14 protein-coding genes are annotated in these 13,136 nt (G+C 39.8%); 3 read left to right on the top strand and 11 right to left on the bottom strand.

Annotated elements, in window-relative coordinates; all coding sequences use genetic code 11:
* Positions 1–58: 58 nt before the first annotated feature.
* From yigL to pldA, 4 genes are all read right to left on the bottom strand, one after another.
* On the bottom strand, positions 59–859 hold the full coding sequence (gene yigL / locus GWI68_RS10725; RefSeq protein ID WP_166540268.1) for a sugar/pyridoxal phosphate phosphatase YigL: 801 nt from the start codon (positions 857–859) through the stop codon (positions 59–61).
* Between the two features lie 12 nt (positions 860–871).
* A complete protein-coding gene (gene pldB, locus GWI68_RS10720) occupies positions 872–1,876 on the bottom strand; it encodes a lysophospholipase L2 (protein ID WP_109410162.1) in 1,005 nt (334 codons plus the stop codon).
* An 18-nt stretch (positions 1,877–1,894) separates the two neighbouring features.
* Positions 1,895–3,724, bottom strand: coding sequence for an ATP-dependent DNA helicase RecQ (gene recQ / locus GWI68_RS10715; protein WP_109410163.1), 1,830 nt, complete (start codon positions 3,722–3,724; stop codon positions 1,895–1,897).
* Between the two features lie 114 nt (positions 3,725–3,838).
* Positions 3,839–4,714 (bottom strand): phospholipase A, encoded by an 876-nt coding sequence (gene pldA, locus GWI68_RS10710; protein ID WP_109410164.1) that lies wholly within the window; start codon positions 4,712–4,714, stop codon positions 3,839–3,841.
* A 232-nt stretch (positions 4,715–4,946) separates the two neighbouring features.
* Between pldA and GWI68_RS10705 the strand changes: the two genes are divergently transcribed.
* Positions 4,947–5,414 (top strand): thioesterase family protein, encoded by a 468-nt coding sequence (locus GWI68_RS10705; protein ID WP_036939522.1) that lies wholly within the window; start codon positions 4,947–4,949, stop codon positions 5,412–5,414.
* Positions 5,415–5,559: 145 nt separating this feature from the next.
* On the top strand, positions 5,560–6,453 hold the full coding sequence (gene rarD / locus GWI68_RS10700; protein ID WP_166540267.1) for an EamA family transporter RarD: 894 nt from the start codon (positions 5,560–5,562) through the stop codon (positions 6,451–6,453).
* Between the two features lie 9 nt (positions 6,454–6,462).
* Here the strand turns inward: rarD and GWI68_RS10695 are convergent, their stop codons facing one another.
* The 7 genes from GWI68_RS10695 to GWI68_RS10665 form a co-directional block, all read right to left on the bottom strand.
* Positions 6,463–6,855 (bottom strand): hypothetical protein, encoded by a 393-nt coding sequence (locus GWI68_RS10695; protein ID WP_166540266.1) that lies wholly within the window; start codon positions 6,853–6,855, stop codon positions 6,463–6,465.
* A gap of 146 nt (positions 6,856–7,001) precedes the next feature.
* Entirely contained in the window at positions 7,002–9,158 is a 2,157-nt protein-coding gene (uvrD, locus tag GWI68_RS10690; RefSeq protein ID WP_166540265.1) for a DNA helicase II, read from the bottom strand.
* A 144-nt stretch (positions 9,159–9,302) separates the two neighbouring features.
* Positions 9,303–10,019, bottom strand: a complete 717-nt coding sequence (gene yigB / locus GWI68_RS10685) for a 5-amino-6-(5-phospho-D-ribitylamino)uracil phosphatase YigB (protein WP_166540264.1) — start codon at positions 10,017–10,019, stop codon at positions 9,303–9,305.
* Positions 10,019–10,942 (bottom strand): tyrosine recombinase XerC, encoded by a 924-nt coding sequence (gene xerC, locus GWI68_RS10680; protein WP_166540263.1) that lies wholly within the window; start codon positions 10,940–10,942, stop codon positions 10,019–10,021. The genes yigB and xerC overlap by 1 nt, the downstream gene beginning before the upstream one ends.
* Entirely contained in the window at positions 10,939–11,649 is a 711-nt protein-coding gene (locus tag GWI68_RS10675; RefSeq protein WP_109410169.1) for a DUF484 domain-containing protein, read from the bottom strand. Before GWI68_RS10675 ends, xerC begins: the two co-directional genes overlap by 4 nt.
* Before the next feature lie 25 nt (positions 11,650–11,674).
* On the bottom strand, positions 11,675–12,499 hold the full coding sequence (dapF, locus tag GWI68_RS10670) for a diaminopimelate epimerase (RefSeq protein WP_166540262.1): 825 nt from the start codon (positions 12,497–12,499) through the stop codon (positions 11,675–11,677).
* Between the two features lie 41 nt (positions 12,500–12,540).
* Positions 12,541–12,708: a lipoprotein gene (locus GWI68_RS10665; RefSeq protein WP_166540261.1), complete on the bottom strand. Its 168-nt coding sequence runs from the start codon at positions 12,706–12,708 to the stop codon at positions 12,541–12,543.
* Between the two features lie 79 nt (positions 12,709–12,787).
* Between GWI68_RS10665 and cyaY the strand changes: the two genes are divergently transcribed.
* Complete coding sequence (cyaY, locus tag GWI68_RS10660) at positions 12,788–13,105, top strand: iron donor protein CyaY (RefSeq protein WP_166540260.1); 318 nt, start codon at positions 12,788–12,790, stop codon at positions 13,103–13,105.
* Positions 13,106–13,136 lie beyond the last annotated feature (31 nt).

Here is a 13,136-nt window from a genome sequence, read left to right as displayed (position 1 = left end):
TAAAAAGAACAAAGAACAAGGCGAACAACATTTTGTTCGCCTTGTTCTTTAGAAGGGATCACACTTGGTATAACTTGCGTAAATAATGAGGAACTGCTTCATCCGCATTAGCACCAATGACTTCCATATTGGGTAGCAGATCTTTTAATGCCTGATGGGCATTTTCCATAATGCAACCTTTACCCGCTATCTTGAGCATCTCTTTGTCATTCATACCATCACCAAATGCGATAGCATCTTTCGCTGAATGTTGCATCAGTTCAGCCACTTTCTCTAGTGCCTCACCTTTAGATACGCCCCCTGCCATCACTTCTAAGCAATTACGCAGTGAGAAACTCACATTGACCTTATCACCCCAACGCTGATTAATTTCATTCTCTAGCTTCAGTAATAGCTCATGATCTTCAGAGGTGAAAAAGACCTTACAGACATTGGTAGTCGGGAATCCGGTTTTACAATATAATTCATAGCTAAAGTCTGATTCTCGAAAAAACTCACAAGCCCCCGGCATCTCTTTATTAACATACCAGTAGTCACCAGCATAAATATTAGTTTCAATTTCAGGGTGATCAAAAACCATAAGAGCCAAGTCATAAGCGATTTCAGGCTCAAGATCTTGGCTAAAAATAAGGTCACCATGCGTGTTATGCACTCTTGCACCATTAGACGTTATCATATAAGCGTTAATGCCTAACCCGTCACGAATTTGAGCAACATCAACATGATGACGACCCGTTGCAAATACAAAATGCACCCCTTTATTAATAAGTAGGTGTAGTGTTTCTTGCGTATAGGGAGTTAATACATGATTAGGTGATAACAACGTGCCATCAAGATCTGAAGCGACTATCGAATACATACACATTCCTGATTAAAATAAATGCTTATCATAAAACTCACAGATTTCATTCAATGCTTGTGAGCGTAGCTTATCTATTTCGAACAAGATTTCATGATGCGCACCCTTAATCACCAGTGGCAATTTTTGCTTTTCTTCTCTTGTTCTGGACTGACTATAACGTTCACAGAAAGCCCTTAGCTCTTGATTATCCACCACCTTGTCATGCTCAGCTTCAAGCACTAATAAAGGGGTATCAATCTCTCCCGCATGTTCAATTAACCAATCCCCTGTTTGTAGGCTTTCTCCTATCCAATGATAAGTAGGACCACCTAATCGTAACTCAGGATAATCAGCGTAATAACGTAAATAACGACGGTATCGTTCATGGCTATGTGTTAACACATTAAGAATAAAAGGCAGTGGAAACCATTTACCTGTTGATACTGCGTAGTTATTTCTTTCAGATTGACTTTGTTCTGCTCGATTAACTAAAAAATTAGCTACCCAGCGAGGTATCGGTAAATTAATACCAAACATCGGCGCACTTAATGCGGCTGCTTTAAAAACATGAGGATGTTTTAGAAGATATCCCGCTAAGATAGCACCCCCCATTGAATGGGCTAATGCAAAATAATGTTGGTATTGATAAGGCAACACTATCGTATCAATGAATGTTGAGAAGTCATCAATATAATCACTGAATTTTTCTACATGACCTTTTTGTGTATCTTCTAATAGTCGGCCTGACAGGCCTTGCCCTCTATGATCAAGCAAAAAGACATCGTAGCCAATATGGAAAAAATCAAATGCAACTTCAGGATACTTTACATAGCTTTCACTACGGCCTGAAGAAATTACTAGTGCTTTATTGTGCGATGCTGAACGCCAATGAACATAACGGATCTTTACGCCATCAACGCCCGTAAACTCACCTTCTTCACGCTGGTTCCAAAAATCCAACAAAGTGCCATTCGTAAAAGCAGAAAACTGCTTTTCACGAGATAACCACGAATGTTTAAAAAGAGTGGTTGTCATTGGCTCTCCTTGTTGGCGTTATTCGAAGCCCTCAATATGGTCACGGATCAGTGTCATAAAAGCGGGTCCAAATCGTTCTAATTTTCGTTGACCGACACCGTTTATTAATAACAACTCATCAGGATAAACAGGGCATTGCTCTGCCATCTCTATCAATGTGACATCATTAAAGACCACAAAGGGCGGAATATTTTCTTCATCAGCAATAGATTTACGTAATTTACGTAGTTTCGCAAATAATTTTCTATCGTACTGTCTATGTGCATTTTTTGTTTGTTGATTACGGCTTTTTGTTGGGCTTAATAATCTAGGCACGGCTAATTGTAATGGAACTTCACCTCGTAAGATGGGTCTTGCCATCTCAGTAAGCTGTAATGCAGAGCGGTGTACAATATTTTGTGTCACCATCCCTAAATGAATAAGTTGGCGTATCACGCTCACCCAATGTTCATGACTTTGTGCTTTACCAATACCATAAACAGGTAATGTATCGTGCCCTGCATCGCGAATACGTTGATTATTCGCTCCTCTTAATATTTCGACAATATAACCAATCCCAAAGTGTTGCCCCGTACGATAAATGCAGGATAAAGCCTTTTGCGCATCGACCAATCCATCATATTGTTTAGGAGGATCAAGACAAATATCACAGTTACCACAGGCATTTTGTCGATGTTCATCGAAATAATTAAGGAGTACTAGTCGTCGGCATGTTTGTGCTTCAGCAAATGCCCCCATTGCGTTGAGCTTATGCATTTCAATCGCTTTTTGGTCACTTTCTGGCTTTTCATCTAAACAACGACGCAACCACGCCATATCAGCGGGATCGTAAAATAATACGGCTTCCGCAGGTAATCCATCTCGCCCTGCTCGCCCAGTTTCTTGGTAATAAGATTCAATATTACGGGGTATATCAAAGTGAACCACAAAACGCACATTAGGCTTGTTTATCCCCATTCCAAACGCAACGGTTGCAACCACAATTTGCAAATCATCACGCTGGAACGCCTCTTGCACTTTGGCTCGCTGTGTCATTTCCATTCCGGCATGATAACCCGCAATACTCAACCCTCGCTTACTGAGTCGCTCTGCGGTTTCTTCTACTTTACTGCGGCTATTACAGTAAATAATGCCTGACTTTCCTTTTTGACCACGAATAAAGAGCCAAAGTTGATCAAGTGGCTTGTATTTCTCAACTAAAGTGTAGCGGATATTCGGCCTATCAAAACTGCTGATATGAATTAAAGGATCATGCAAGACTAGCTGATTTATAATGTCATAACGCGTTGTGTTATCTGCTGTTGCTGTCAGTGCAACAATTGGAACATCGGGGAGATATTGCCTTAATAATCCAATTCCTCGATATTCAGGGCGGAAGTCATGCCCCCACTGTGAAATACAGTGCGCTTCATCAACAGCTAACAATGCAGGTTTCCACTGCACTAATTGGTGAAGAAAACTCTCCATCATCAAACGTTCAGGAGCAATATATAGCAGTTTTATTTCACCCTTTTGACAACGCACTTGAACATCAAGTTGCTCTTCACGGGTTTGTGTTGAGTTTAAATAAGTAGCTTCAATGCCATGAAGGCAAAGCTGATCGACTTGATCTTTCATCAAGGAAATCAAAGGCGACACAACGACGGTTAATCCATCTAACAATAATGCCGGGATTTGATAGCAAAGGGATTTTCCACCCCCTGTTGGCATCACAACAAGGCAATCACGTCCTGTTGTAATAGTATGGATGATCTCTTGCTGACCAGGACGAAATTGCTGATAACCAAAGGTTTCTCGCAAAATAGTCTGTGCTGATGGCATTGAATTAAGAACTTCTGCTGTGGACACGCCGTTCCTCTGAAAAGCTGCTGATAAAAACTATGATGAGGAGTCAAAGAAAAGGCACCAATATGAAGGTGCCGTCATCATTTATAGCGTTATGCTACCCCAGAACGAGGAAAATTACAGCATATCATTCAGCATCACACCCACACCAACACGTGTCTGGCGAAAATTATAGTCAATCATCGATTCACCATAACCACTAAATACTTGGGTATAAAAGCGAACATGCTTAGTAATTGGATAGCTCCAACCTAATTCAGCAGCACCATAGCCACTGTTCCAGTTATAGCGCCCAGTAGCAGTGATCACACTCTCACCTAATCGATAACCTGCTTTTAAACGATAATAGCCCATGTAACGATTAATTTCTGGATTATCATCACGTTGTGCACTTTCGCTAAAACGATACCATGGTTTTAAATCGAGCTGAAAATTACCTTTTTGTGCCATAAATCGCGCATAAACTCGATTCCAACTACGAGATGTAGGATCTGAACGCCCATTTGACTCATGATTAAAACCTGTCTCAATTTCACGAAGTGTCCAACCTGCAAATTTATAGTCAGTAGCCCAACCTAGAAAGAGTTGTGGCTCATAGTTCGTCTCACGGAAAGGTGCTGATTCTTTCTTATTACTTAATTGCCACCAAGAACGTTGGGTATAAGACGCCGCTAACACAGAGTTTTCACCCGCAATACCACGCCATAAAGGAAAGGCCAAACTGAGCTGAAATTTCACCTCATCTTTTTTAGCCTTATTACCCCAATCATAACTTTGGATAGCCTCTTTATTCATATCAGAGGTATCAGTGTAAATAATGTAATTGGATTCATAAGGATAAAGAACAAAAGGTGAGTCGTATTCTTGTAATAAACCGGAAATGATACTGCCCTGAACAAGCGGTGCAGGAGATGATGATGTTTGAATTTCGGATGCAAATCCCCATGCTGGATAGAATAAAGCCACCGCAAGTAAAGAACGGATGTAACGCATAGTTAATTATCCTGTTTCATTATTGAATAATATAAAAGTTAGTACTTACTTTGGAATTAGTTCTTATAAATGTGCTTTATTACACTTAAGCCACCATATTTTACACGTAATCGCCATTAAATCTCGTATATTTTTACACCATTATATTTATAGCACGAATGGGAAATTACGGTTTCGTCATGTATTATTAACATTATATTAACTTTATGACGTGATATCGGAGATCCTAAAAATGGAAAAGCAGCTAACATTAGAAGAGGCTCAAACCTTAATTGGTCATGTTTTTGTATATAAAATGCCATTTAACCAGTTGATTGGTTTGGAGTTAGTTCGTTTTGAACAAGATTACGCAGAAATTCAATTCCGCTACCAAGATAAATTGGTCGGTAATATTGCTCAACGTATTTTACATGGTGGCCTAATTGCTTCAGTGCTTGATGTTAGTGCAGGATTAGTTTGTGTTGGTAATGCATTAACACGTTTAGCACCTATATCCCAAGAGCAGTTAGAACAGAAACTCGCTAAAATGGGTACGATTGATTTACGGGTTGATTATTTACGACCTGGACGTGGGGAATGTTTTACTGCAAGTAGCCATATCTTGCGCAGTGGCAATAAAGTCTCTGTTGCTCGTGTTGAATTACATAATGAAAAACAAGTTCATATAGCAAGTGGGACAGCAACCTACATTGTGGGTTAAGTCTTTGTTAAAATTCATTGTGCGCTATGATGCTTAGAATGTTATTAATTACTTGTAAAAATACATGCCTAATGACACATTAGATAATGTCATTGGGTATGATAACCCCGTCACACATTTCCTTTCCATCAATTCCAGAGATAGCATGAACCAGAAAAACACGATGAAAGGCGTTTTATGTGCCTTAGGCGCCTATTTGATCTGGGGTATTGCCCCTGTCTATTTTAAAAGCATTCAAGAAGTGCCCGCTGAAGAGATCCTCACACACCGTATCCTATGGTCATTCTTTTTTATGTTGATTTTAATGACGATTAGTCGTCATTGGCCTTATTTACGCCAATTAATACGTCAACCTAAAAAAATCCTACTTTTGGCACTAACAGCAGTCATTATCGCAACTAACTGGCTTACCTATATATGGGCCGTTAACCATGGCTATATGCTAGAAGCTAGTCTTGGTTATTTTATTAACCCCCTTGTTAACGTCTTGTTTGGTATGCTTTTCTTAAGCGAGCGTTTCCGTCGTATGCAATGGGTAGCTGTAGGTTTAGCCTTTACTGGGGTATTTATTCAGTTATGGCACTTTGGATCTGTACCCGTGATTGGTTTAAGTCTCGCTGTGACTTTTGGGCTTTATGGTCTACTGCGTAAAAAATTAGGTGTCGATGCACAAACAGGAATGTTAGTCGAAACATTATGGTTATTCCCTGTCGCGTTAATTTACATCTTATTTTTTACCCATTCGCCAACAAGCAATATGCTTGAAAACAGTTGGTCATTGAATACCTTGTTAATCGCAGCTGGTATTATTACAACTGTACCATTATTGCTCTTTACTGAAGCAGCTCATCATCTGCGTTTATCAACCTTAGGCTTCTTCCAATATATTGGCCCAACTTTGATGTTTATTCTTGCCACAATGGTATATGGCGAGCAAATTGATGCAGAAAGATTAGTGACCTTTGGTTTTATTTGGGTTGCCCTTATTTTATTTACCTTAGATGCACTCTATACCCAACGTCGTTTAAGACGCGGTTAATCCCAAAACTCACTCTTCCGCTAAATTACTAATCTGTATAAAAGCGGGAGAGCGTTTCTTCTTATTTTTCTTTAGCAAATGCACACTCTTTGAGAGTTCTTCTGCATGGCGATATGAACGCCTAAATAACGTAAACATTGCGTTATTAATCACTTGAATATGGTTAATCACAACACTGTAATTGAGATTGATACGAGGAACATAATCACGCTGGTGTCTCAATAATTTACAATACAAATCCTCTTCGAATTCATTGATAGATCCACTGGAATGGTAAGTATCACAAAGAACTTCCTCAGTATTTTCGATCAAAAACTCATAACTAGAAGAAGATACCGGAGAGGTTCGCGAGCTAGGCGATACAAAAGTGTAAGTGTGAAAAAAGATACTAGAAATTTTCATCAAATAATCCCATTAAATAAGAGTAGATAACAAGATTATTAAGCAACCAAATCAAACATCCCTTAAAAAAACACCCTTACTTATTTGATAGACAAGTAAGGGTGTTTTTTATATTAAGATAGTAACTGCTCACTTTAAATGACAACTTACTCTAGTCGAGCAAATGCAGCCACCAGCCATTTAATACCTTCGCCATTAAACGCAATTTGTAATCGGCAATGCTCACCACTACCTTCGATATTAATAATGGTCCCATCACCAAATTTAGGATGTTTCACACGTTGTCCGAGTGAATACCCCGAATCATTACTGATAATCGGAGTACCTAAACGGCTATGATTAACAGGACGTGAAACCGTCGCACGTAAACGGACTTCTTCAACACACTCTTTAGGTAACTCACCAATAAAGCGAGATGGTCGATGACTCACTTCTTTTCCATATAGACGGCGGTTTTCAGCGTAAGTAAGCGTTAACTTTTTCATTGCACGAGTTACACCAACATAGGCCAAGCGACGCTCTTCTTCTAAACGCCCACCTTCATCTAATGACATTTGGCTTGGGAACATGCCTTCTTCAACACCCACAATAAAGACTTGTGAAAATTCAAGCCCTTTAGCTGAGTGAAGGGTCATTAATTGAACCGCATCTTGATACGCATCGGCCTGGCTTTCACCCGATTCTAATGCCGCATGTGAAAGGAACGCTTGTAGTGGCATCAAATCTTCGTCTTCATCTTGATAACTAAACTGACGAGTTGCAGTGACAAGCTCTTCTAAGTTTTCAATACGAGCTTGGGCTTTTTCACCCTTTTCTTGCTCATACATCGCTTTCAAACCTGAATCACGAATGATTCGGTCTGTCTGTACATGTAATGGCATATCTGCCGTTTCAGATGCTAATGTCTCAATTAACTCTAAGAATCTCTGTATTGCTGCTGTTGCTCGCCCTGCTAGCATTTTATGTTCGATAACCTGTAATGCACTTTCCCATAAAGTAATTTGGTTATCTCTTGCAACTTGGCGAACAATATCTAATGTTCTATCTCCAATACCTCGTGTCGGTGTATTCACAACACGCTCGAAAGAAGCATCATCATGGCGATTCGCAGTTAATCGCATATAAGAGAGTGCATCTTTGATTTCTTGGCGTTCAAAGAAACGTTGCCCGCCATAAATACGGTATGGCATTGCCGCTTGTAGTAATGCTTCTTCCATTATACGAGATTGGGCATTACTACGATAAAGAATGGCACAATCTGTCAGCGCGCCGCCTTCTTCTTGCCAGCGCTTAATTCGACTAACGACATAACGCGCTTCATCTAAATCATTAAAAGCACAATATAGTGAGATAGGCTCGCCTTCCGCACCTTCAGTCCAAAGATTTTTACCTAATCTATCACTGTTATTTGCTATTAGCGCATTCGCAGCTTTTAGAATATTGCTTGTAGAACGATAATTTTGCTCTAACCGGATAGTCTCTGCGCCAGGAAATTCATTTAAGAAGTTTTGAATATTCTCAACTTGTGCACCACGCCAACCATAAATGGATTGGTCATCGTCGCCTACAATCATCACTTTACCCGTTTGACCCGCCAGCATTCTAATCCATGCATATTGAATACGGTTAGTATCTTGGAACTCATCAACCAAGATATTAGTAAAGCGATTTTGGTAATGTTCTAAAATTTGTGGCTTATTCAACCAAAGCTCATGAGCACGTAATAAAAGCTCTGCAAAGTCCACCAGCCCCGCACGATCACATGCTTCTTGATATGCTTGGTACACTTTTAACCATGTTGTTTCAACAGGATTACCATAGGTTTGAATATGCTGAGGGCGTAATCCTTCATCTTTTTTACCGTTGATATACCACATTCCTTGTCGTGCAGGCCATTGTTTATCATCAAGGTTCATCGATTTAACAATGCGACGAATAAGGCGATATTGATCGTCACTGTCAATAATTTGAAAATCTTGTGGTAGGTTTGCATCGAGATAATGTGCGCGTAATAAACGATGAGCCAAGCTATGGAAAGTCCCAATCCACATACCGCCTTGACTGGTACCAATTAAATCTTCGATACGATGACGCATTTCTGCTGCCGCTTTATTGGTAAACGTCACAGCCATAATAGAAAAAGGGGAAGCTTGCTCAACAGATAATAACCAAGCGATACGATGTACCAATACGCGTGTTTTACCACTGCCTGCGCCAGCAAGCACCAACATATTTATGCGAGGTGCGGCCACGGCTTCGCGCTGTTTATCATTAAGGCCTTCTAGCAGATATGAGACGTCCATAATTACCAATCATTTAGTGAGGAAAATACTGTGGATATATACAGAAATAGTGAGTAAGCAACAAACTAACAGGATTTCATCCGTGATGCAAAGTAAAGCCTTTTTCAATTGCGTTTATCTCTGCCATTTTGATCTAATATCACGCTAAACCAATTCTATCAGTTTACTTAAATCTGTAATTTCAATATGTGGCATCACGCGAGTTTCACCTTCTTCAAACAAACTACGGTTATCAAGGTTAATCCAGCAAGCTTGTAATCCACTATTAACAGCACCTTCAACATCCGTCACAAGATGATCACCCACATGTAAAATTTGTTGATGAGGCACTTTTAAAAGCGTTGCCGCTTTATCAAACATATCAGAATAAGGTTTAGAGCGACCATCAGGGCCAGCTTTTAAAATATGTGAAAAATACTGCCCTAAGCCACAACTTAGCGGATTTGCATTACCATTTGTAATGGCAATTAACGGAATTTTTTCTGCTAATTGAGTGAGGACTTGATGTGTATTTTGAGGCACATTAATACGACTACGCCAATAAGCAAAATGCGCCATAATTTCATCTGCACCTTGCTTTGCTTTAGCTTCACTGTAGTTGTAATCTAACAACATATTCCTAGCAGCAAGCCAACGCCACTGTGTAATATCATGAAATATCTCTGGATTATTTTCTATAAGTGGCTTTTTATAGGCATTCACATCTTCTTGTGTGAAATGATTAAAACGTAGATCATATTGGCGAATAAAAGCCAGTGTCTCTTTTTCCGTTTTATCCATCACTGGCACATTGTCATACAGCGTATCATCTAGATCAAAAGTCATCGCTGCAATTGGCGTCAGAGTTCTGTAAAAGCGCATTATGATTTTTCTCTCTTAGCTCTCGGATGAGCAGCATCATAGACTTTCGCTAAATGCTGAAAATCTAAGTGGGTATAAACTTGTGTCGTTGATAAATTAGCGTGTCCTAATAACTCTTGTACCGCACGTAAATCACCGCTGGACTCTAGTAAATGTGTAGCAAATGAGTGGCGTAACTTATGAGGATTCACATGGCTATTTAGCCCTTGTTTTATCCCCCAAAGTTCAAAACGTTTTTGTACGCTACGCACAGATAAACGCTTACCACTTTGAGTTGAGATAAAAACAGCCTTATCTTCTGGTGCATAAAGTTCTCGCATCGGAAACCAATTTTGTAACCATTCTATCGCTTTTCTTCCTAAAGGAACTTTACGCTCTTTACTCCCTTTACCTAATACACGCACTTCACCTTCATTCAGGTCAATATCGTTAATATTGAGATTAGTCAGCTCAGATAAACGCAAACCCGCACCATACATGACCTCTAGCATGGTTCTATCTCTGACAGAAAGGGGATCGTTTAAGTCGATATTCATTAATTGGTTTACTTCATCTACATCCATATTTTTAGGAAGATGACGACCTGATTTAGGTGTACGTATACCTTTCGCAGAATTAACATCCAGCATACCTTGTGCTACTTGCCAATCAAGAAAGCTACGTAACGCAGAAAAGCGCAAAGCCAAACTGGTCGGCTGTAACCCGCTTCGATGACTTTTTGCCAATAACATACGTACATGTTGGCTTTCAAGTGATTGCCATTGCGTTATTTTTATCTCGACCATCATTTGCACTAAGGCCATCAATTGGCGATGGTAGTTTTCTACCGTTACAGGACTTAATCGGCGTTCAACTTGAATGTAACGCAGAAATTGCTCAATAGCCGTGGTGAGTGTTTCTGGAAGATCGCTGGGTTGACTCATTGTCTTGCCACCCAACGTGTTAATAATTCCGGTAAGATATGGGCTAATTTATCCAACATGACGGTTCCCATTCCTTCCTGAAAATGTTGATTATCTCGACTATTAAAAATAATCACACCTAAATCACCATAATGTCCTAATAATGAGAGAGCAACCGAACCAGAACGCCGTACGTTAGGCATCAACAACATGATCTCTTGTCCATTGAGCATACCTAAATAGTGATTATCATCACCCATACGCTGAATGCGGAAGTGTTCAAAAGCTTGACGAGAGAGAGCAAGCGCTTGTGCATCTAAAGGTGGTTGTAATTGCCAACGATCAGTAAATAAACGCAATTGAACAGAGTACAGACCTAATCTTTTAGCCCAGAGGTTTAAACGCTCTAACATTTCATTGAGAGAGTCACTGCTGGATAATTCAGAAATTAATAACAAGAGTTGGCTAAACAAAGATTCATTCTCAGAAGCTTGCTCTATTAATAAACGCATATCTTCTTCAAGATAGTGAATGCGATTACGTTGGCGTGACATTATCCACTCAACTAATGAGACAGTACCTCTAACGGGATGAGGAACTTGCATTTGCTCAATGTAACTTGCATTACGGATAAAAAAACCAGGATGCTCTGTGAGGTAACGAACCACTTGTTGATCATTAAGTTCGTTTGTTTCAGGGCAACAGAACTGCTCATTTTTATCCGTCATACAGATAGCCTCTCAAAAAATAATATTATAGCTGGATGATCCCATCATAAATATGTGCCGCAGGCCCGGTCATATAAAGAGGGTTACCCACTCCTTTCCATTCGATAAACAGCGATCCACCAGGCAACGTGACTTTCACTCGTTTATCTAATAAACCTTGTGAAATACCGATCGCAGCAGCAGCACAAGCTCCGCTACCACATGCATTAGTTTCACCCGCACCACGTTCAAATACTCGCAAATGAAGGTTATTCCTGTCTACGATTTGCATAAACCCAATATTAGCACGTTCAGGGAAACGTTCATGTTGCTCTAATACTGGCCCTAATAATTCCACTTCGGCTGTTTTGATATCTTCAACCTGAATAACACAATGGGGATTTCCCATCGAAACTACACCACATAATACAGTACGTTCCATTGCCCTGATAATATAGGTCTTTTCCGCTTTTTGTGCACGAAAAGGGACTTTTTGAGGATCAAACTCAGGCTCCCCCATGTTGACGCACACATCATCATTATCCATAACGTGTAAGGTCATTCTGCCGGACTGTGTACTGACTTTTATCTCTCTTTTATTTGTAAGCCCTTTTAGTCTCACAAATCGAGCAAAGCAACGCGCACCATTACCGCATTGTGCAACTTCACTTCCATCCGCATTAAAAATACGATAATGAAAATCAAGCTCAGGATCATAAGGCGCTTCAACCACTAACAATTGATCAAACCCAACACCAGTATGACGATTAGCTAATCGACATATCAATTCTGGTGAAAAATAAACATTTTGGGTCACGGCATCGACCACCATAAAGTCGTTACCAAGACCATGCATTTTTGAAAATTGCATCTTGCCCCTGCCTGAAACGAAATTACCGTTTCTAAGATTGACTAATTGGTCTGAGTTGAGGTGCTCTCAACTTGCTGGGTTGGCTGGGATGACTGCGTCATTTTTGCCTGAGTATCTTCAGGAGGGAAATAAAGAGGGCCTTTCAAGCCACAACCCGAAAGAGAAATCAGTGTTATTATAGCAAGAGTGCAACGTAAATACGTTTTCATTCGAAATCTGCCTGTCATTTATTTGGTTAATATCCTCTATAATCGCAGTTAGATCTCGAAAAGCAAATAGGAAATGAAGATGAACGACAGTGAATTTCACCAATTAGCTGACGAACTCTTGTCAGAAATAGAACAAACTATTGATAATTATGAAGGTGACGCAGATATTGATTGTGAAATCAATGGCGGTGTAATGACATTAACCTTTGAAAATAATAGCAAAATCATTATTAATCGTCAGGAAGCGTTTCATCAAATTTGGTTAGCGACACGCTCTGGTGGTTATCACTTTGATTGGAAAGATGATCAATGGATTTGTGATAGAAGTGGTGGTGAATTTTTAACCATGCTAGCACAAGCAATAACAGAACAAAGTGGGGAAGTGTTTTCTTTCTAAGAAGCCCAGTTAATTACAATAATGGGAGCTA

This window comes from Proteus sp. G2669 (assembly GCF_009915245.1).
Taxonomy (GTDB): domain Bacteria; phylum Pseudomonadota; class Gammaproteobacteria; order Enterobacterales; family Enterobacteriaceae; genus Proteus.
This window is presented reverse-complemented; position numbering and strand designations above follow the sequence as displayed.